General features: G+C 71.8%; 19 protein-coding genes. 15 read left to right on the forward strand and 4 right to left on the reverse strand.

What is annotated here, in order from left to right; genetic code table 11:
* From ACH4EB_RS34855 to ACH4EB_RS34865, 3 genes are all read left to right on the forward strand, one after another.
* On the forward strand, positions 1–194 hold a 194-nt coding region (locus ACH4EB_RS34855), incomplete at its 5' end, for a sensor histidine kinase (protein ID WP_398352340.1).
* A gap of 545 nt (positions 195–739) precedes the next feature.
* On the forward strand, positions 740–1,042 hold the full coding sequence (locus ACH4EB_RS34860) for a DUF4193 domain-containing protein (protein ID WP_003982531.1): 303 nt from the start codon (positions 740–742) through the stop codon (positions 1,040–1,042).
* 15 nt (positions 1,043–1,057) lie between these two features.
* Entirely contained in the window at positions 1,058–1,909 is an 852-nt protein-coding gene (locus tag ACH4EB_RS34865) for a hypothetical protein (RefSeq protein ID WP_398352341.1), read from the forward strand.
* A 176-nt stretch (positions 1,910–2,085) separates the two neighbouring features.
* Here ACH4EB_RS34865 and ACH4EB_RS34870 read toward each other — a convergent pair whose 3' ends face one another.
* On the reverse strand, positions 2,086–2,529 hold the full coding sequence (locus ACH4EB_RS34870; RefSeq protein WP_398352342.1) for a DUF3093 domain-containing protein: 444 nt from the start codon (positions 2,527–2,529) through the stop codon (positions 2,086–2,088).
* Positions 2,530–2,587: 58 nt separating this feature from the next.
* Between ACH4EB_RS34870 and ACH4EB_RS34875 the strand changes: the two genes are divergently transcribed.
* The 7 genes from ACH4EB_RS34875 to kdpC all read left to right on the forward strand — a co-directional run bounded on the left by ACH4EB_RS34875 (position 2,588) and on the right by kdpC (position 9,387).
* Entirely contained in the window at positions 2,588–3,181 is a 594-nt protein-coding gene (locus ACH4EB_RS34875; protein ID WP_398352343.1) for a PaaI family thioesterase, read from the forward strand.
* Positions 3,178–3,699, forward strand: coding sequence for a dUTP diphosphatase (gene dut / locus ACH4EB_RS34880; RefSeq protein WP_398352344.1), 522 nt, complete (start codon positions 3,178–3,180; stop codon positions 3,697–3,699). The genes ACH4EB_RS34875 and dut overlap by 4 nt, the downstream gene beginning before the upstream one ends.
* Before the next feature lies 1 nt (position 3,700).
* Positions 3,701–4,483 (forward strand): DUF3710 domain-containing protein, encoded by a 783-nt coding sequence (locus tag ACH4EB_RS34885; protein ID WP_398352345.1) that lies wholly within the window; start codon positions 3,701–3,703, stop codon positions 4,481–4,483.
* A gap of 313 nt (positions 4,484–4,796) precedes the next feature.
* Positions 4,797–4,886: a K(+)-transporting ATPase subunit F gene (kdpF, locus tag ACH4EB_RS34890; protein WP_073760453.1), complete on the forward strand. Its 90-nt coding sequence runs from the start codon at positions 4,797–4,799 to the stop codon at positions 4,884–4,886.
* Between the two features lie 8 nt (positions 4,887–4,894).
* Positions 4,895–6,571, forward strand: coding sequence for a potassium-transporting ATPase subunit KdpA (gene kdpA, locus ACH4EB_RS34895; RefSeq protein WP_398352347.1), 1,677 nt, complete (start codon positions 4,895–4,897; stop codon positions 6,569–6,571).
* A 41-nt stretch (positions 6,572–6,612) separates the two neighbouring features.
* A complete protein-coding gene (gene kdpB / locus ACH4EB_RS34900) occupies positions 6,613–8,727 on the forward strand; it encodes a potassium-transporting ATPase subunit KdpB (protein WP_398352389.1) in 2,115 nt (704 codons plus the stop codon).
* Positions 8,728–8,733: 6 nt separating this feature from the next.
* Entirely contained in the window at positions 8,734–9,387 is a 654-nt protein-coding gene (kdpC, locus tag ACH4EB_RS34905; protein WP_398352349.1) for a potassium-transporting ATPase subunit KdpC, read from the forward strand.
* 107 nt (positions 9,388–9,494) lie between these two features.
* Here the strand turns inward: kdpC and ACH4EB_RS34910 are convergent, their stop codons facing one another.
* Entirely contained in the window at positions 9,495–10,043 is a 549-nt protein-coding gene (locus ACH4EB_RS34910; protein ID WP_398352350.1) for a GNAT family N-acetyltransferase, read from the reverse strand.
* Positions 10,044–10,360: 317 nt separating this feature from the next.
* Between ACH4EB_RS34910 and ACH4EB_RS34915 the strand changes: the two genes are divergently transcribed.
* The 4 genes from ACH4EB_RS34915 to ACH4EB_RS34930 all read left to right on the forward strand — a co-directional run bounded on the left by ACH4EB_RS34915 (position 10,361) and on the right by ACH4EB_RS34930 (position 15,078).
* On the forward strand, positions 10,361–12,928 hold the full coding sequence (locus ACH4EB_RS34915) for an ATP-binding protein (RefSeq protein ID WP_398352352.1): 2,568 nt from the start codon (positions 10,361–10,363) through the stop codon (positions 12,926–12,928).
* Between the two features lie 124 nt (positions 12,929–13,052).
* Positions 13,053–13,736, forward strand: coding sequence for a response regulator (locus tag ACH4EB_RS34920; RefSeq protein ID WP_030021237.1), 684 nt, complete (start codon positions 13,053–13,055; stop codon positions 13,734–13,736).
* 79 nt (positions 13,737–13,815) lie between these two features.
* Positions 13,816–14,214, forward strand: a complete 399-nt coding sequence (locus ACH4EB_RS34925; RefSeq protein WP_398352353.1) for an OB-fold nucleic acid binding domain-containing protein — start codon at positions 13,816–13,818, stop codon at positions 14,212–14,214.
* A 3-nt stretch (positions 14,215–14,217) separates the two neighbouring features.
* Entirely contained in the window at positions 14,218–15,078 is an 861-nt protein-coding gene (locus tag ACH4EB_RS34930) for a DUF3159 domain-containing protein (RefSeq protein ID WP_398352355.1), read from the forward strand.
* A gap of 252 nt (positions 15,079–15,330) precedes the next feature.
* On the opposite strand, the gene ACH4EB_RS34935 is transcribed toward ACH4EB_RS34930, so the two are convergent.
* Both ACH4EB_RS34935 and ACH4EB_RS34940 read right to left on the reverse strand, forming a co-directional pair.
* Positions 15,331–15,999 carry a TrkA family potassium uptake protein gene (locus ACH4EB_RS34935; protein ID WP_030021240.1) on the reverse strand — a complete coding sequence of 223 codons (669 nt, stop codon included), beginning with the start codon at positions 15,997–15,999 and terminating at the stop codon, positions 15,331–15,333.
* Positions 15,996–16,664 carry a potassium channel family protein gene (locus tag ACH4EB_RS34940; RefSeq protein WP_398352356.1) on the reverse strand — a complete coding sequence of 223 codons (669 nt, stop codon included), beginning with the start codon at positions 16,662–16,664 and terminating at the stop codon, positions 15,996–15,998. Before ACH4EB_RS34940 ends, ACH4EB_RS34935 begins: the two co-directional genes overlap by 4 nt.
* A 380-nt stretch (positions 16,665–17,044) precedes the next feature.
* Between ACH4EB_RS34940 and ACH4EB_RS34945 the strand changes: the two genes are divergently transcribed.
* The gene (locus ACH4EB_RS34945) at positions 17,045–19,066 is read left to right on the forward strand and encodes an NAD-binding protein (protein ID WP_398352390.1); all 2,022 of its coding nucleotides are present in this window, start codon (positions 17,045–17,047) and stop codon (positions 19,064–19,066) included.
* Positions 19,067–19,071 lie beyond the last annotated feature (5 nt).

Here is a 19,071-nt window from a genome sequence, read left to right on the forward strand (position 1 = left end):
CCGTCCCGGCCTACGAGGTGGAGAACCTCTTCGAGCCCTTCCGGCGCCTGCGCACCGAACGCACCGGCAGCGACAAGGGCGTCGGCCTGGGCCTGTCCATCGTGCGGTCCGTGGTGCGCGCCCACGACGGCAGCATCACGGCGACACCCCGCGAGGGCGGCGGCCTGGAGATGCGGGTCGTCCTGCCGCTGTGAGGGCCGCAGGCGGGCGGGGAGCGCGGGCGAGGGGCACGGCCCTCGCCCAGGGCCCGCCGCCCGTCCTGCTGTCCTTTTTGACCCGGGACCCGACCTCTTGGCACTCTTGGTCGCCCTCCGCACGCCGACCACCCCGGCTTGACGTGACGGCGGGCGGCCAGGGATCCTTCGCCGAGTTCGCTTTGCGCTGAATTCCTGCGGTCCGTCCGACCGTCCGTCCGTGTGTGATCCCTCACAGACGCGAGATTCGGGCCACCCACTCTCCGTGATCGAAACAGTCGGCGGAAAGCCGGGAAAATCCGGGTTTCCAGGGGCCTTGATCACGGGAAGTACACGTGATGGCGTGCGCGAGGTGCGACATTCGGACCGTGTACGGTCCTGATCGCCATCCAAACCGATCACCTCTTCAGGGGTGCGGTTGGGTGTCGATTGAGTAACAGACCTTGATGTGAGGCAAAATCTCCGCCTCAGGTCGGGCACAAGTCCGGCCTCTCACGCGTTACGTGCGCTGGAGACACCGCAGACACCCAGAGGGGGAGAGCGACATGGCTACGGATTACGACACCCCACGCAAGACAGATGATGACCTCAACGAGGACAGCATCGAGGAACTGAAGTCGCGGCGGAACGACAAGTCCGCCTCGGCCGTCGACGTCGACGAGTTCGAGCAGGCCGAGGGCCTGGAGCTGCCCGGCGCCGACCTTTCCAACGAGGAACTGGCCGTCCGGGTGCTGCCCAAGCAGCAGGACGAGTTCACGTGCATGAGCTGCTTCCTGGTCCACCACCGCAGCCAACTGGCCGCCGAGGACAAGAACGGCCAGCCGATCTGCCGCGACTGCGCGGCCTGAGGACCGGTCGACGCCATGGCAGGCGTGAACCCGTTCCGTAAGGGACGCAAGGGCGAGAAAGGCCCGGCGGCCGGCGCACGATCACGCGACGAAAACGCGCCCGTGCCCGCCGACCCGACCGCCCTGCCCCCGGAGCGGACGTCCGGTGCACCGAAGGAGCGAGGCCGTGCGGCCTCGCTCGCGGCCGCTGTGGGCCGTGGCACCAGGAAGGGCCGCGCGGGCGCCCGCAAGGGGCTGGCGGCCGCCGCCGAGCGCATCATCGACAACGCCCCGCGGATCCCGGTCCGCGACCTGGCGACGTTGCGTCGGCAGTTCCCCGGGCTGACCCCCGAGGAACTGGCCGACAAACTCGTCTCCGGCGCCACGCGAGGCACCGCCACCGTCGGCGCGGGGGTGGGCGCGGCGGCGATGCTGCCGGTGCCGCCCGCCATGCCGGCCGAGCTCGCCGCCGAGATCGTCGGCGTGGCCTCCGTGGAGATCAAGCTCATCGCCGAGCTGCACGAGGTCTACGGCCTGCGCCCGCCGGGGAACCTCAAACAGCGCGCCACCGCCTACCTGACGTCCTGGACCGAGGAACGCGGCATCGACGTCACCAAGCCCACGACGGTCAACGCGGCGCTGGGCGGCCAGATGAAACGCGAACTGCGCCAGCAGATCATGAAGCGCACTTTGCGCAACCTGCCGAACCTGACACCGTTCATGGTCGGCGCCGCGGTCGGCGCGTTCATGAACCGGCGGGACACCAAGAAGCTCGCGGACAAGATCCGCAAGGACCTGCGCGCCGGACAGGTGCCGTGGGACGCCCTCCCGGACGCCGGCGCCCCGCAAGAAACCCCGACGACGGCCCTGCCGCCGGGGAACGACTGAGGGCCCGCCGGAGACGCCGAACGGCCCGGCGGAGCCGACCCCGAAGCGCCGGACAGCCGCCGAAGGCCCGCTGAGCGCCCCGGACCGCCGTGCCGCGGCGGCCACAACACGCTCGGGAAGGCCGCTGTGCCGCCCGACGTCGCCCTGATCGCCCCCGCAGCCCCCTGGGGAGCGGTTCAGGCCCGTACGGCCGCCAGCGCGGCCACCAGGCGCTCCGGGTCACGGGTCGAGAGGTACGCGTACGGGGTCGGGTCCGCCGGGTCCGTGATCTCCACCCGCACGGCGGTACGGATGTAGCTGCGCAGCAGCATGAAGGCGCGGGTGTCGGCCTTGTGCGTACGCCAGGCCAGCGCCTCCTCGGGATCCAGCGGCCGCGCCTCACCCAGCGCCGCCACCGGGATCCGGGCGTCGCCCGCGATCAGCGAGTCGCCCACGACGCGGATCCGAACGGAGCCGTACGAACTGACCGCCACCGCGGACAGCGCCGCGCCGCCGATCAGCCCGCCGAGCATCGGCAGCGTCCCCAGCGGGAGCAGCATCAGGGCGCAGGCCACGCCGATCAGGCCGGCGATCACCCACCAGGAGCGGGGCGCGGTGAGGCGTTCTTCGTACGACTGCATGGCTCCAGCTTGGCACGGCGGCGCGGGCCGGTTACGCGCGCGGGTAGGGTCTGCACTCGTGAGTGGAACCGACAAGGCCCCGACGCGGCTGACGCCACCGGCCGACGCCGCCGCCCCGGTGCGGCACCCCGAAGCCCCCGCGCCCGGAGAACTCCTCGGCGCGCACTACGACCACTGCTTCGGCTGCGGCGCGGCGCAGGCCCACGGCCTGCGGTTGCGGGCCCGCGCCGAGGACGGCGTACGGGTGACCGCCGAATTCACGGTCCAGGAGGCCCACCAGGGCGCGCCCGGCCTCGCACACGGCGGCGTACTGGCCACCGCCCTGGACGAGACGCTGGGCTCGCTGAACTGGCTGCTCCGGGTGATCGCGGTGACCGGCCGCCTGGAGACCGACTTCCTGCGCCCCGTACCGGTCGGCACGGTGCTGCACCTGGACGCGGAGATAACCGCCGTCCACGGCCGGAAGATCTACTCGACGGCGGTGGGCCGCATCGGCGGGCCCGAGGGGCCGGTCGCGGTGCGCGCCGACGCCGTCTTCGTCGAGGTCAAGGTCGACCACTTCATCGACAACGGACGGCCGGCCGAGATCCAGGCCGCCATGGCCGATCCGGATCAGGTCCGACGAGCTCGTGCTTTTGAGGTGAACCCGTGAGTCAGGTACGCAATCCGGTGGATGTGCTGATCCGGCGTCTGGACCCGGAGGTGCCGCTGCCCGCCTACGGCCACCCCGGTGACGCGGGCGCCGACCTGGTGACCACCGAAGCGGCGGAACTCGCGCCGGGGGAGCGGACGGTTCTTCCCACCGGAGTGTCCATCGCGCTGCCCGACGGGTACGCGGCGTTCGTGCACCCCCGTTCGGGCCTGGCGGCCCGGTGCGGAGTGGCACTCGTGAATGCCCCCGGGACGGTGGATGCCGGGTACCGTGGGGAAATCAAGGTGATCGTGGTCAATCTGGACCCGCGCGAGAGCGTGCGGTTCGAGAGATTCGACCGGATCGCCCAACTGGTCGTCCAGCAGGTCGAGAAGGTGCGCTTCCACGAGGTGGCGGAACTTCCCGGCTCGGCGCGGGCCGAGGGGGGATTCGGTTCCACCGGCGGTCATGCGGCGGTGGACGGCTCCACGGGTGGGAATGGATACGCATCGGTCGGTGCCGACCGGGAAGGACAGTGACGTGTTCGGACGTCGCAAGAAGAACGAGGCTCCCGCAGAGTCGGCCCAGGCAGCGGAAGCCGCCGACGAGACGGCCTCGGACGAGACCTCCGCGGACGAGGCCGCCGGGCCCGGCGAGGAGGAGCGGCGGGTGAACCTGCCCCCGGCCCCGCGCCCCGACGGCCCCTGGGACCTCTCCGAGGTCACGGACCCCGCCGAGGGGCGGGTCGACCTGGGCGGCATGTTCGTGCCCGGCGTCGAGGGCATGGAACTGCGCGTGGAGGTCGCGGGCGACGCGATCGTCGCGGCGACCGTCGTCCTCCAGGACAGCGCCGTACAGCTCCAGGCGTTCGCCGCTCCCAAGAAGGAGGGCATCTGGGGCGAGGTCCGCGAGGAGATCGGCGTCGGGATCACCCAGCAGGGCGGTGTCATCGACGAGGTCGAGGGCCCGCTGGGCTGGGAACTGCGCGCCCAGGTCCCCGTACAGCTCCCGGACGGCACCAACGGCGTCCAGGTGGTGCGCTTCGTCGGCGTCGACGGCCCGCGCTGGTTCCTGCGCGGCGTCATCTCCGGCCAGGGCGCGGTCCAGCCGGAGGCCGCCGGCATCCTGGAGCACATCTTCAAGGACACCGTGGTCGTCCGCGGCGAGGCCCCCATGGCCCCCCGCGACCCCATCGTCCTCAAGCTCCCCGAGGACGCCCAGATGGTCCCCGACGGCGTCCAGCAGGAGCCCGCGGAGACCTCCCGCTTCGGCGGCGGCGTCGAACGCCTCGAACGCGGCCCCGAAATCACCGAAATCCGCTGACGCGCGGCGCTCCCCGAGGGCGCCGACGCGGCCGGAAACCCGCGCCCCGATGGGTCGTGCCTCCTTTTGAGGAGGTGCGGCCCATCGGGTTTTTGCAGGTCAGGGCGGGGGGCGTATGAGAATCGTCAACGGGGCGCTAATGGCCGTAAGGGAGGCGTCAACGGTGGTCGTAAACGGTCAGGTTGCGGGTTTGCTCTAGGGGTCCGTTCCACCGATCCCACTAGGAGCACACGATGGCCGACGTGGCCTTCGTCGTCACCACGCTCGCGGTCTTCGCGCTGGTGGCCCTCGTCGCCAAGGGGGTGACGAGGCTGTGACCGTCGAGAACGTCGTCGGGCTGATCGTTGCCGTCGCCCTGCTCGGCTACCTGGTCCTCGCCCTCGTCTTCCCGGAGAGGTTCTGAGCGTCCCGATGAGCCCCATCCTGGCCGGCGTGCTCCAGCTCACCGCGCTCGTCGCGGCGCTCGCCCTGGCGTACCGACCCCTCGGCGACCACATGGCCGCCATGTACAGCTCGCGCAAGCACCTGCGCGTCGAGAAGGTGATCTACCGCTGCATCGGCGCCGACCCGGACGCGCAGATGCGCTGGCCCGCCTATCTGCGCGGCGTCCTCGCCTTCTCCGTGGCCGGTGTGCTCTTCCTCTACCTGCTGCAGCGCCTCCAGGGCGGCCTGCCGCTGTCGCTCGGTTTCGCGTCGATCAGCCCGGACCAGGCGTTCAACACGGCGGCGTCGTTCGTCGCGAACACCAACTGGCAGTCGTACAGCGGTGAGCAGGCCATGGGCCACGTCGTGCAGACGGCCGGCCTGGCGGTGCAGAACTTCGTCTCGGCCGCGACGGGCATGGCGGTGGCGATCGCCCTCGTACGCGGCTTCGCCCGGACCCGTACCGGCGACCTGGGCAACTTCTGGGCCGACCTGGTGCGCGGCACCGTGCGCATCCTGATACCGATCGCCGTCATCGGCGCGCTCGTCCTCGTCGCGTGCGGTGCGATCCAGAACTTCTCCGGCATCCACGAGGTCGGGCAGTTCATGGGCGGCACCCAGCAGACCAACGGTGGCGCGGTCGCCTCCCAGGAGGTCATCAAGGAGCTGGGCACCAACGGGGGCGGCTACTTCAACGCCAACTCGGCCCACCCCTTCGAGAACCCGAACGGCTTCACCAACCTCTTCGAGGTCTTCCTCATCCTGGTCATCCCGTTCGCGCTGACCCGTACCTTCGGCCGGATCGTCGGCAACGTACGGCAGGGGTACGCGATCCTGGCCACGATGGGCATCATCTGGCTCGGCTTCACCGCCCTGATGATGTGGACCGAGTTCGCGCACGGCGGCCCGGCGCTCCAGGCGGCCGGCGCCGCGATGGAGGGCAAGGAGAACCGCTTCGGCATCGGTGGCTCGTCGATCTTCTCGGTCGCCACCACCCTCACCTCGACCGGCGCCGTGGACGCCTTCCACGACTCCTTCACGGCCTTCGGCGGCGGCATCCAACTGCTGGGCATGATGCTCGGCGAGATCGCGCCCGGCGGCGTCGGCTCCGGTCTGTACGGGATGCTCGTGATGGCCGTGATCGCGGTGTTCATCGCCGGCCTGATGGTCGGCCGTACGCCCGAGTACCTCGGCAAGAAGATCGGCACCCGCCAGATCAAGCTCGCGGCCTGCTACATCCTCGTCACCCCGACCCTCGTGCTCGGCTTCTCCGCCGTCTCGATGGTCCTGCCGGACGCGCTGGGCTCGATGCTCAACACCAAGGCGCTGGGTGCCGGTTCGCACGGCTTCTCCGAGGTGCTGTACGCGTTCACCTCCGGCGCCAACAACAACGGCTCGGCCTTCGGCGGCCTGAACGCGAACACCCCCTGGTACAACACCACGATCGGCCTCGCGATGCTGCTCGGCCGCTTCCTGCCGATGGTGTTCGTCCTGGCTCTGGCCGGCTCGCTCGCCGAGCAGCAGCCGGTCCCCGAGACGGCGGGCACGCTCCGTACCGAGAAGCCGCTCTTCGCGGGACTGCTGGTCGGCACGATCCTGATCATCACCGGCCTGACGTACTTCCCGGCGCTGGCCCTCGGCCCGATCGCGGAAGGGCTGTCATGACCACCGACGTAAACGACGTACAGCAAGAGGAGCGCCGCTCCATGTCCACCGCAACCCCGACCCGCGCGCCCCACCAGGACCTACCCGGCGGGCACCCGCCGGACGGCGGCGGCCGTGTCGGTGGCGGCCTCTTCGACCCCGGGCAACTGGTCAGGTCGCTGCCGGACGCGTTGCGCAAGCTGGACCCCCGGGTGATGGTCAAGTCCCCGGTGATGTTCGTGGTCGAGGTCGGTTCGGTGCTGACCACGTGCTTCGCCGTCGCGTCCCCCGCCGACTGGTTCGGCTGGGCCATCGCGGTCTGGCTCTGGCTCACCGTGATCTTCGCCAACCTGGCGGAAGCGGTCGCCGAGGGCCGTGGCAAGGCGCAGGCGGACACGCTGCGCAAGGCCAAGACGGACACCGTGGCGCGGCGGCTGGAGGGCGGTACGGAGACCCGGGTCCCCGGCACCGGGCTGCGCATCGGCGACCTCGTCGTCTGCGAGGCCGGTGACATCATTCCGGGCGACGGTGACGTGGTCGAAGGCGTCGCGTCGGTCGACGAGTCCGCCATCACGGGCGAGTCGGCTCCGGTCATCCGCGAGTCCGGCGGCGACCGGTCCGCGGTCACCGGCGGTACGAAGGTGCTCTCCGACCGCATCGTCATCAAGATCACGACGAAGCCCGGCGAGACCTTCATCGACCGGATGATCAACCTCGTCGAGGGCGCCGCCCGGCAGAAGACGCCGAACGAGATCGCGCTGAACATCCTGCTCGCCTCGCTCACCATCGTCTTCCTGCTGGCCGTGGTGACCCTCCAGCCGTTCGCGATCTACGCGGGCGCCGAGCAGCCCATGATCGTACTGCTGGCGCTGCTGGTCTGCCTGATCCCGACGACGATCGGCGCACTGCTGTCGGCCATCGGCATCGCGGGCATGGACCGCCTGGTCCAGCGCAATGTGCTGGCGATGTCCGGGCGCGCGGTCGAGGCCGCCGGTGACGTCTCCACGCTGCTGCTCGACAAGACCGGCACCATCACCCTCGGCAACCGCCAGGCCGCCGAGTTCGTCCCGGTCAAGGGCGTGACCGAGGCCGAGGTCGCGGACGCCGCCCAGCTCTCCTCGCTGGCCGACGAGACCCCCGAAGGCCGCTCCATCGTCATCCTGGCCAAGGAGAAGTACGGCCTGCGCGAACGCCACCAGGGCGAACTGGCCGACGCCCAATGGGTGCCCTTCACGGCCCAGACCCGTATGTCGGGCGTGGACGTGACCGAGAACGGCACCGTGCGCAAGGTCCGCAAGGGCGCGGCCGGTTCGGTCATCGCCTGGGTCGAGGAGCAGGGCGGCACCGTCGCCGACGACGCCGACCGGCTGGCCAACGGCATCTCCGAGGCCGGCGGCACCCCGCTGCTGGTCGCCCTGGAGGACGAGCGGGGCGCCCGCGTCCTCGGCGTCATCCACCTCAAGGACGTCGTCAAGGACGGCATGCGCGAACGCTTCGTCGAACTGCGCAAGATGGGCATCAAGACCGTCATGATCACGGGCGACAACCCGCTGACGGCCAAGGCCATCGCCGACGAGGCGGGCGTGGACGACTTCCTTGCGGAGGCCACCCCCGAGGACAAGATGGCGCTGATCAAGCGCGAGCAGGCGGGCGGCAAGCTGGTCGCCATGACCGGCGACGGCACCAACGACGCGCCGGCCCTGGCCCAGGCGGACGTCGGGGTGGCCATGAACACCGGCACCTCGGCCGCCAAGGAGGCCGGGAACATGGTGGACCTGGACTCCAACCCGACCAAGCTCATCGAGATCGTCGAGATCGGCAAGCAACTGCTGATCACCCGGGGCGCGCTGACCACCTTCTCGATCGCCAACGACGTCGCGAAGTACTTCGCGATCATCCCGGCGATGTTCGCGGTGGCCTATCCGGGCCTGGACACCCTCAACATCATGCGGCTGCACAGCTCGCAGACCGCGATCCTGTCCGCGATCATCTTCAACGCGCTGATCATCGTCGCGCTCGTACCGCTGGCCCTCAAGGGCGTCCGCTACCGCCCGGTGAGCGCGGACCGGATGCTCCGCCGCAACCTCGGCATCTACGGGCTGGGCGGCCTGATCGCCCCGTTCGTCGGCATCAAACTCATCGACCTGCTCATCTCCGCGATCCCCGGAATCGGGTGACGTTCCATGAACAACTCGGTACGCAACACCGCCCGCCTCCTCGGCGCCGGACTGCGCGCCCTGCTCGTCCTGACCGTGGTCTGCGGTGTGCTCTACCCGCTGGTGGTCACCGGCGTCGCCCAGGCCGCCTTCCACGGCAAGGCCAACGGCTCCGAGGTACGGCAGGACGGCAGGACCGTCGGCTCCGAACTCCTCGGCCAGCGCTACGACAAGGGCCAGGACAGCAAGGGCAACCCCGTCCCGGACCTGCGGTACTTCCAGCCGCGCCCGTCCGCCGGCCTGGGCAGCAACAAGACCAACGGCATCAACACCCGGTACGACCTCCAGGTCTCCGGCGCCACCAACCAGGGCGCCGGCAACACCGACCTGATCGCCGCCGTCAGGGAACGCAAGCGGTGGGTCGCCGAGACCTACGGCGTCCCGCAGTCCGAGGTCCCCGCCGACGCCGTCACCTCCTCCGGCTCGGGTCTCGACCCCGACATCTCCCCGGCGTACGCGAAGCTCCAGGTCGACCGGGTGGCGAAGGAGAACCACCTGGACCGCGCGAAGGTCGCACGCCTGGTGGCGGACACCACGGAGGGCCGGGTGCTGGGCTTCATGGGGGAGCCCCGGGTCAACGTCCTGAAGCTCAACATGGGGCTCAAGGAACTGGCCACGTAGTCAAGGGCGCCGGCTGCCGTCACCGGCCCGCGCCCCAAGCGGCAGGCCCGCCCGTGGTCCACGGGCGGGCCGCTCGCCGTTCTCCGAGCCGCCCCGTCCGGGCGCTGTCACCACACGTCCCCGCTCCGCCAGTCGCACGCGAGCTCTCCCGTCAGGTGCAGCGGGGTGCCGGCCTGGAGGACGTGGACGGCGCCGTCCTCCTCCTGGGTGCGGCGCAGACCGGTCGGGGAGAGGACGGCGGACGGGCCCTGCCAGAGTTGCCAGCCGCGGGCCGTGTAGAAGGCCGCGGCGCCTTCGGAGGCGCTCAGGGCCCCGAGGTCGTAGGCGTGCCGGATCACCCGCTCCAGGGCCGTCATCATGGCGGCGCCGTGTCCCCTGCCGCGCCGGTCCGCGCGGACGCCGACGCCCTCCACGTAACCGCACCGCAGGGGCCGGCCGTCGTGCAGCATCATGCGCTGGACGACGCTGGCGTGGCCGATCAGCTCGTCGCCCTCCCGGACCAGGGCGTGCACGCCGCCCAGCGCGTGGTCCCAGTCCTCCTCGGACATGTCGCCCTCGAAGGCGTCGTCGAGGAGCGTCCTGGCCGCGGCGCGGGTACGGGCGTCGAGTTCCGCGGTGTGGACGAGGCGGGGGTGTATGCCGGTCATGGCTGCCATGTTCGGGGATTCGGAGGGGGAGGGCCAACAGGGTTCCGGGCGCGGCGGCAGCCGGAGCCGGGGAGCGGGGCGGGTGGGGTCAGCCGGTGTCCCCGCCGGCCGTACGCCACCCCCGGCGTGCAGGGGTGAGCGACCGCAGGTCCGGGGCGTGGAACCGGCCGCGGCGGGCCCGCGCCGGTCGGCCCGGCCCCCGTATCAGAGTCCCGTCAAGACCTGGCCCAAAGCCGTCACCTGCGGCTTTTATGAGGGTGCGGGGTCGGTAGGGTCGGCTCAGGTTCAGCCCGGTGGGGGCGGCCTTCACGTAAGACAATGGGGCCATGGCACGCGGCAAGCTACGGATCTATCTCGGCGCTGCACCGGGCGTCGGCAAGACGTACTCGATGCTGTCCGAGGCGCACCGGAGGGCGGAGCGCGGTACGGACATCGTCGTGGCGTTCGTCGAGCACCACGACCGGCCCCGTACGGAGGTCATGCTGCACGGCCTGGAGCAGACCCGGCGGGTGGAGCTGGAGTACCGGGGCTCGGCCTTCACCGAGATGGACGTGGACGCGGTGCTGCTCCGGAAGCCGGCCGTGGCGCTCGTCGACGAGCTGGCGCACACGAACGTGCCCGGCTCCCGCAACACCAAGCGCTGGCAGGATGTCGAGGAGCTGCTGGAGGCGGGGATCGACGTGATCTCCACGGTCAACATCCAGCACCTCGAATCGCTGGGTGACGTCGTCGAGTCGATAACCGGCGTGCGGCAGCGCGAGACCGTGCCGGACGAGATCGTCCGCCGGGCCGACCAGATCGAGCTGGTCGACATGTCGCCGGAGGCGATCCGGCGCCGGATGGCGCACGGCAACATCTACAAGCCGGACAAAGTGGACGCCGCGCTGTCGAACTACTTCCGGCCGGGCAATCTGACGGCTCTGCGGGAGCTGGCGTTGTTGTGGGTGGCCGACCGGGTGGACGAATATCTTCAGCAGTACCGCTCCGAGCACAGCGTCTCCAAGATCTGGGCCGGGCGCGAGCGCATCGTCGTCGGCCTCACCGGCGGCCCCGAGGGGCGTACGCTCATCCGCCGCGCCTCCCGGATGGCGGCCAAGGGCTCGGGCAGCGAGGTCCTCGCCGTCTACATCGCGCGCAGCGACGGGCTGACCTCCGCCTCACCCAAGGAACTCGCCGTGCAGCGCACCCTCGTCGAGGACCTCGGCGGTACGTTCCACCACGTCATCGGGGACGACATACCGGACGCGCTGCTGGAGTTCGCGCGCGGGGTCAACGCCACGCAGATCGTGCTGGGCTCCAGCCGCCGCAAGACGTGGCAGTACGTCTTCGGGCCGGGCGTCGGCGTCACCGTCGCCCGCGACTCGGGTCCCGACCTCGACGTCCACATCGTCACGCACGACGAGGTCGCCAAGGGGCGCGGTCTGCCCGTGGCGCGCGGCGCCCGGCTCGGGCGGTCCCGGATCATCGCCGGCTGGCTGGTCGGCGCCATCGCGCCCGTCCTGCTGTCGGTGCTGCTCACCGCCATCGACAACGGCCCGGGGCTGGCCAACGACGTCCTGCTCTTCCTCTTCCTGACCGTCGCCGCCGCGCTGCTCGGCGGGCTGCTGCCGGCGCTCGCCGCGGCCGCGGTCGGGTCGGTGCTGCTGAACTTCTACTTCACCCCGCCCACCCACTCGATCACCATCGCCGACCCCAAGAACATCGTCGCCATCCTGATCTTCTTCGCGGTCGGCGTCTCGGTCGCCTCCGTCGTCGACCTGGCCGCCCGCCGCACCCACCAGGCGGCGCGGCTGCGCGCCGAGTCGGAGATCCTCTCCTTCCTGGCGGGCAGCGTGCTGCGCGGCGAGACGACGCTGGACGCGCTGCTGGAGCGGGTACGGGAGACGTTCGGCATGGACTCCGTCGCGCTGCTGGAGCGGGCCGGCGACGTCGAGCCGTGGACCTGCGCGGGCCGGGTCGGCGGCGCCGCGGACGGCGCCCCGGACGCCAAGCCGCTGCAACGGCCCGAGGACGCGGACGTGGACATGCCGGTCGGCGACCACATGGCGCTGGCGCTGACCGGCCGGGTGCTGCCCGCCGAGGACCGCCGGGTGCTGGCCGCCTTCGCCGCGCAGGCCGCCGTCGTACTGGACCGTCAGCGGCTGGTCGGCGAGGCGGAGCGGGCCCGCGAGCTGGCCGAGGGCAACCGCATCCGTACGGCGCTGCTGGCCGCCGTCAGCCACGACCTGCGAACGCCGCTGGCGAGCATCAAGGCGTCGGTGACCTCGCTGCGCTCCGACGACGTGGCCTGGTCCGAGGAGGACGAGGCGGAGCTGCTGGAGGGCATCGAGGCGGGCGCCGACCGGCTGGACCACCTGGTGGGCAACCTGCTGGACATGTCCCGCCTGCAGACCGGTACGGTCACCCCGCTGATCCGCGAGATCGACCTGGACGAGGTGGTGCCGATGGCGCTCGGCGGCGTCCCCGAGGGCAGCGTCACCCTGGACATCCCCGAGGAACTGCCGATCGTCGCCGTGGACCCGGGGCTGCTGGAGCGCTCCGTCGCGAACCTGGTCGAGAACGGCGTCAAGTACAGCCCGGAGGGCGAGCGCGTGCTGGTGTCCGCCAGCGCGCTCGGCGACCGCGTCGAACTGCGGATCGCCGACCGCGGCCCCGGGGTGCCGGACAGCGCCAAGAACCGTATTTTCGAGCCCTTCCAGCGGTACGGGGACGCCCCGCGCGGCGCGGGCGTGGGCCTGGGCCTCGCCGTGGCCCGCGGCTTCGCGGAGGCGATGGGCGGCACGCTCGCCGCCGAGGACACCCCCGGCGGGGGCATGACCATGGTTCTCACGCTGCGCGCCGCGCCCGGCGGGCCGCCGGCGCGGCCCGACCTCCCGGCCCAGGCGACGACGTGAACGGACGCCCCGCCGCCGACGCGGCGGCACCGCCCGTGACGTCCCCCGGCCCCCTGGAGCCGCCATCCAGCCGACACCCCGCGGGCACGGCCCGGCGGGTTTCCCCACCACGAGGAGAACGACAGTGAACCGGGTGCTTGTGGTCGATGACGAGCCGCAGATCGTACGGGCCCTCGTGATCAACCTGAAGGCGCGCAAGTACGAGGTCGACGCCGCCCCCGACGGGGCCACCGCCCTGAAGCTGGCCGCCGCCCGCCACCCCGACGTGATCGTCTTGGACCTCGGTCTGCCCGACATGGACGGCGTGGAGGTGATCAAGGGGCTGCGCGGCTGGACCCGGGTGCCGATCCTGGTGCTCTCCGCCCGGCAGACCTCCGACGAGAAGGTCGAGGCGCTGGACGCCGGGGCGGACGACTACGTCACCAAGCCCTTCGGGATGGACGAGCTGCTGGCCCGGCTGCGGGCCGCGGTGCGCCGCGCCGAGCCGACCGGGCCCGCCGAGGACGAGGTGGTCGTGGAGACCGAGGGCTTCACCGTCGACCTGGCCGCGAAGAAGGTCAACCGCGACGGCCGGGACGTGCGCCTTACGCCGACCGAGTGGCATCTGCTGGAAGTCCTGGTCCGCAATACGGGCCGTCTCGTCAGCCAGAAGCAGCTCCTCCAGGAGGTCTGGGGCCCGTCGTACGGCACCGAGACCAACTACCTGCGGGTCTACATGGCGCAGCTTCGCCGGAAACTGGAGAGCGATCCCTCGCACCCCCGGCACTTCGTCACCGAGCCCGGTATGGGCTACCGCTTCGAACAGTGACCCCGGGCCCGGGCGACCGGGCGGTACGGCGGCGAGCGGGGCCGTGATCCCGGGCCCCGTACACCGGTACGCTGGCCTCATGAGCGCTGGGACCCGATCCGAGAAGCCGGCAGGCCGTTTCCGCCGGATGCTCGACAGGCTGTCCTCCTCCGAGGAGGAGCTGGAGTCCGCCGAGCTGCAACAGGACGCGCAGGCCACGGGCTGTACCCGCATCTGCGACTGCGACGACCGGCAGATAGTCAAGGTCACCGGCACCCTGCGGCATGTGACGCTGCGACCGCGCGCCGGTGTGCCCGCCCTGGAGGCGGAGCTGTTCGACGGCTCCGCCGCACTGGACGTGGTGTGGCTCGGCCGGCGTGCCATCACCGGCATAGAGCCGGGCCGCAAGCTCATCGCCTCCGGCCGGATCTCCTTGAGCCACGGACGCCGGGTGCTGTTCAATCCGAAATACGAACTCCGACCACTCGGACAGGAGTAGCCGGTGACGTCTGACGACCGACCGAACCGAATCAACGGACCGGCCGGCGAGCCGGCCCAGGAGCAGGACCCCGCGGCGGACGGCAGAGCCGTCACCGAGGCCGCCCTGTTCGAGGCCTTCGGCGGCGTGCGCGGCATGGTCGAGACCGTGCTGCCCGGCCTGCTGTTCGTCACGATCTACACGGTCAACAAGGACCTGCACATCTCCGCGATCGCCGCGCTGGCGGTCTCGCTGGTGCTGGCCGCCGCCCGCCTGGTGCGCAAGGACACCGTCAAGCACGCCTTCAGCGGCGTCTTCGGGGTGGCCTTCGGCGTGGTCTTCGCGATGATGACCGGCAACGCCAAGGACTTCTACCTGCCCGGGATGCTCTACACCCTGGGGCTGGGCGTCGCCTACATCGTCACCACGCTGGCCGGCGCTCCGCTGATCGGCCTGATCCTGGGGCCGGTGTTCAAGGAGAACCTCTCCTGGCGCACCCGCAACCCGGGCCGCAAGAAGGCGTACGCCAAGGCCAGCTACGCCTGGGGCGCGATCCTGCTCGCCAAGTGCGCGATCCTCTTCCCGCTGTACTGGTGGGCGGACACCACGCACCTGGGCTGGGTGCTGATCGCGCTGAAGATCCCGCCGTTCCTGCTGGCGGTCTGGCTGACCTGGGTGTTCCTGGCCAAGGCGCCGGCGCCGATCGACGTCTTCGCGGAGCTGGAGGCCAAGGAGAAGGCCGAGGAGGAGACGAAGGCGGAGCGGGAGCGCCAGGCCGCCGAGAGCGAGGTCCTGGACCGGGTCGCCGACGACCTCTACCAGGACGTCACGCCGCAGGCGATGGCCGCCGAGCCGCCGGGCCGGGCACCGCGGCACCGGGGCTGACGGCGCGGCACGGGCGCCGCGGCCGGACGACGGCAGGCGGCGCCACCGGCGGGCCCGGTACGGCGCGTGGCGCCATCCGCGCGCCCGGTACGGCACACGGCCGCCACCCGTGGACCGCCGGTGCGTCACACGGCGCCCGGCAGCCGATACGACGGCACGTGGCGCCACCCCGGAACCCGTACGACGCCGGAGGGCCCGGGAACCACCTGGTTCCCGGGCCCTCCGGCGTCGTGTGTCACCCGCCGCCCGCGGTCACGCCTCGCGGCGTACCGACAGCAGGTCCTCCAGTTGCTCCTCGCGCGACTGGGCCGCCACGAACAGCAGCTCGTCACCGGCCTCCAGCGCGTCCTCCTTGTTGGGGGTGAGCACCCGGTTGCCGCGGATGATCGTGACCAGCGAGGTGTCCTCCGGCCACTCGACGTCACCGACCCGGGTGCCGGCCAGCGCCGCCTCCGGGGGCAGCGTCAGCTCGACGAGGTTGGCGTCGCCGTGGCTGAAGCGCAGCAGCCGTACGAGGTCGCCGACGCTCACCGCCTCCTCGACCAGCGCCGACATCAGGCGCGGCGTGGAGACGGCGACATCCACGCCCCACGCCTCGTTGAACAGCCACTCGTTCTTGGGGTTGTTGACGCGGGCCACCACCCGCGGCACGCCGTACTCGGTCTTGGCGAGCAGCGAGACGACCAGGTTGACCTTGTCGTCGCCGGTCGCCGCGATGACGACGTTGCAGCGCTGGAGCGCGGCCTCGTCCAGCGAGGTGATCTCGCAGGCGTCGGCCAGCAGCCACTCCGCCAGCGGCACCCGCTCGACCGAGATCGCCGTCGGCGCCTTGTCGATGAGCAGGATCTCGTGCCCGTTCTCCAGCAGCTCGCCCGCGATGGACCGGCCCACCGCGCCCGCGCCCGCGATCGCGACCCTCATGCGTGCGCCTCCTCGGGCCCTTCGGCGAACACCGCTTCCACCTTCTCGACCTCGTCGGTGCGCATCATGACGTGCACCAGGTCGCCTTCCTGAAGCACGGTCTGCGACGTCGGCAGCATCGCCTCACCCAGCCGGGTGAGGAAGGCGACCCGTACGCCGGTCTCCTCCTGGAGCTGGCTGATCTTGCGGCCCACCCAGGACGGCGAGGTGTGCACCTCGGCGAGCTGGACGCCGCCGCTCGGGTCGCGCCACAGCGGCTCGGCCCCGGAGGGCAGCAGCCGGCGCAGCATCTGGTCGGCGGTCCAGCGCACGGTGGCGACCGTCGGGATGCCCAGGCGCTGGTAGACCTCGGCGCGGCGCGGGTCGTAGATCCGGGCCGCGACGTTCTCCACGCCGAACATCTCGCGGGCCACCCGGGCCGCGATGATGTTGGAGTTGTCGCCGCTGCTGACGGCGGCGAAGGCGCCCGCCTCCTCGATCCCGGCTTCGCGCAGGGTGTCCTGGTCGAAACCGACCCCGGTGACCCGGCGGCCGCCGAAGCCGGAGCCCAGGCGGCGGAAGGCGGTCGGGTCCTGGTCGACCACCGCGATCGTATGACCCTGGCTCTCCAGGGTCTGTGCGAGCGCGGAACCCACCCGCCCGCACCCCATGATGACGATGTGCATCGGCCCCTACCTCGCACCTTTCCCTGTGCTGTGACGCCGGCTGCTTCGACCTGGCGTGTTCGGCGACCACGCTACCTGGCGTGGGAGCGGCTGCATCCACGCAGTTCGCCCGCACGGCCGTCCTGGGCGTTAAGAACGCGACAAGAGAACATAAGCGAAGGGTAAGGTTCCTTGCGGTACGGCCGGGAATCTGGTCGGCGATCAAGGGGCCGGGACATCCGGGACGGGCGCGCCCGGCCTGTCCGGGACCGGCCCGCTTCGCCTCGCGGCACGCCCCGCGACCGGTCGTGATCATGTGCGCCGGGCCCGCTCCGTGAGGCACGCTGAGCGTCGTGTCCACCGTGCCTCAGCAGCCCCAACAGAGCGCAGTCGTCCCGCATATGGTCGTCTGCGGCGACGACGCCCTCGCGCGCCGCCTCGCCGCCGAACTCCAGGACGTCTACCGGGAGCGGGTGACGCTCGTCGTCCCCTCCGCCAGAGAACCGCACCGGCCCCGCATCCCGCCGCCCGCCGGAGCCCTGGGGCGGGCCCAGGCCCTGCTGGGGCGGGTCTCGGCCGCCATGGTGCGGACGCAGCCCGACGCCCCCGACACTCCCGGCGGCGGGGCCGGTGGTGCCGACCGGCCGCCCGACGAGCCCATCCGGGTCCTGGAGGCGGCGGAGGCCGACGACGACACGCTGGCCGAGGCCGGTATCGGCACGGCCGGGGCGCTCGCGCTGGTGTACGACGATGACGAGACCAACATCCACGCCGCGCTGCGGGCCCGGCGGCTCAATCCCCGGCTGCGGCTGGTGATCCGGCTCTACAACCGCAAACTCGGCCAGTACCTGGAACAGTTGCTGGACCAGGCCGCGGCGGTCGGCGCCCCCGACGCCGAAGAGGCCGACGCGTCCACCACGGTCCTGTCCGACGCCGACACCGTGGCCCCCGCACTGGCGGCCACCGCCGTCGCGGGCACCAGCAAGGTCATCGAGGCCGACGGCCTGCTGCTGCGCGCCGTGGAGCGCGGCCCCGCCCGGCAGGACACGGGTGCCGCCTTCGGGCTGTGCCCGCTGGCCGTCCTGTCCGGCACGGCGGACGTGGCCGCGGACCCGTCGGGCGGGGACGGGCCGGCCGCGGACGACGGCCCCGAGCTGCTCCCCGACGAAGCCACCGCGGCGGCGGCCGCCGGGCGCGGCACCGTCGTCCTGGAAACCGTCACCTACCAGGGCCGCCAGCCGCGCCCCGGCAGCCGGAACGGCCCGCAGCGCACGGCGCGGCGGGACGGCACGGGCGGCGTCCGGTGGGGGCCGGGCAGCCTGCGCGGCCGGGGCGTGCCGCTGGGCTCCTTCTTCTCCCGCAGGCTGCGCTGGTCGCTGGCCGGCGTCGTCGGCGCCGTGCTCGCGCTGGCCGTCGCCTCCTCCCTGACCACCGGCGACTCCCCGCTGCACGCCACCTACCTCTCGCTCCTCGACCTCTTCGCCATCAACGAACCGGCGATCGGCGAGCCGGTCTCCCGCAAGGTGCTGCAACTCCTGTCCGGCCTCACCGGGTTGCTGCTGCTGCCGGTCCTGGTGGCCGCCGCCCTGGAAGGGCTCGGCACCTTCCGCAACGCCACCGCGCTGCGCCGCCCGCCGCGCGGGCTGTCCGGGCACGTGGTGCTGCTGGGCCTCGGGAAGGTCGGTACGCGGGTGCTGGCCCAGTTGCACGAGCTGGGTACCCCCGTGGTGTGTGTGGAGGCGGACCCCGAAGCGCGCGGCATCGCGCTGGCACGCCGGCTGCGGGTGCCGACCGTCGTGGGGGACGTCACGCACGAAGGCGTACTGGAAGCGGCGAAGATCCAGCGCGCGCATGCCCTGCTCGCTCTGACCAGCGACGACACCACCAATCTGGAGGCCGCCCTCTACGCCCGCTCGGTCAAGCCGCAGCTTCGGGTGACGCTGCGCCTGTTCGACGACCGCTTCGCCACCGCCGTCTACCGCACACTGCGCGCCGCCCACCCCCGGGCGCGCACCCGCAGCCGCAGTGTCAGCTTCCTGGCCGCGCCCGCCTTCGCCGGCGCGATGATGGGCCGTCAGATCATCGGTGCGATCCCCGTCGAGCGGCGGGTGGTGCTGGTCGCCCGGGTCGAGGTGCGCGGCCACGCGGCCCTGGAGGGCCGGACGATCGCCGACGTGTTCCGGCCCGGTCTGCTGCGCGTCCTGGCCGTGGACACCTCCGCCTCCGACGACCCGGCGGACCCGGCGTCCGGAGCCGCCCAGGAAGCGCCGGAACGCGGCCGCGCCCGGCTCGTACAGGAGCTGGGGGAGGGCTACGAACTGCGGCCACGGGACCGCGTCCTGCTCGTCACCACCCGCCAGGGGCTGGGCGAGCTGATCACCCGGCATCCGCGCGCGGCAGGGCCGGTCCGGCAGGAGGCATAGGGCGG

This window comes from Streptomyces sp. NPDC018045 (assembly GCF_044327445.1).
In the GTDB taxonomy this organism is placed as follows: domain Bacteria; phylum Actinomycetota; class Actinomycetes; order Streptomycetales; family Streptomycetaceae; genus Streptomyces.

Excerpts from the sequence above, each read along its gene's own strand:
- ACH4EB_RS34860 (WP_003982531.1), top strand. The coding sequence starts at position 740 with ATGGCTACGGATTACGACACCCCACGCAAGACAGATGATGACCTCAAC.
- ACH4EB_RS34925 (WP_398352353.1), top strand. The coding sequence starts at position 13,816 with ATGAGCGCTGGGACCCGATCCGAGAAGCCGGCAGGCCGTTTCCGCCGG.
- ACH4EB_RS34910 (WP_398352350.1), bottom strand. The coding sequence starts at position 10,043 with ATGGCAGCCATGACCGGCATACACCCCCGCCTCGTCCACACCGCGGAA.
- kdpA (WP_398352347.1), top strand. The coding sequence starts at position 4,895 with ATGAGCCCCATCCTGGCCGGCGTGCTCCAGCTCACCGCGCTCGTCGCG.
- ACH4EB_RS34935 (WP_030021240.1), bottom strand. The coding sequence starts at position 15,999 with ATGAGGGTCGCGATCGCGGGCGCGGGCGCGGTGGGCCGGTCCATCGCG.
- kdpB (WP_398352389.1), top strand. The coding sequence starts at position 6,613 with ATGTCCACCGCAACCCCGACCCGCGCGCCCCACCAGGACCTACCCGGC.
- ACH4EB_RS34945 (WP_398352390.1), top strand. The coding sequence starts at position 17,045 with ATGGTCGTCTGCGGCGACGACGCCCTCGCGCGCCGCCTCGCCGCCGAA.
- kdpC (WP_398352349.1), top strand. The coding sequence starts at position 8,734 with ATGAACAACTCGGTACGCAACACCGCCCGCCTCCTCGGCGCCGGACTG.
- ACH4EB_RS34865 (WP_398352341.1), top strand. The coding sequence starts at position 1,058 with ATGGCAGGCGTGAACCCGTTCCGTAAGGGACGCAAGGGCGAGAAAGGC.
- ACH4EB_RS34870 (WP_398352342.1), bottom strand. The coding sequence starts at position 2,529 with ATGCAGTCGTACGAAGAACGCCTCACCGCGCCCCGCTCCTGGTGGGTG.
- ACH4EB_RS34915 (WP_398352352.1), top strand. The coding sequence starts at position 10,361 with ATGGCACGCGGCAAGCTACGGATCTATCTCGGCGCTGCACCGGGCGTC.
- ACH4EB_RS34940 (WP_398352356.1), bottom strand. The coding sequence starts at position 16,664 with ATGCACATCGTCATCATGGGGTGCGGGCGGGTGGGTTCCGCGCTCGCA.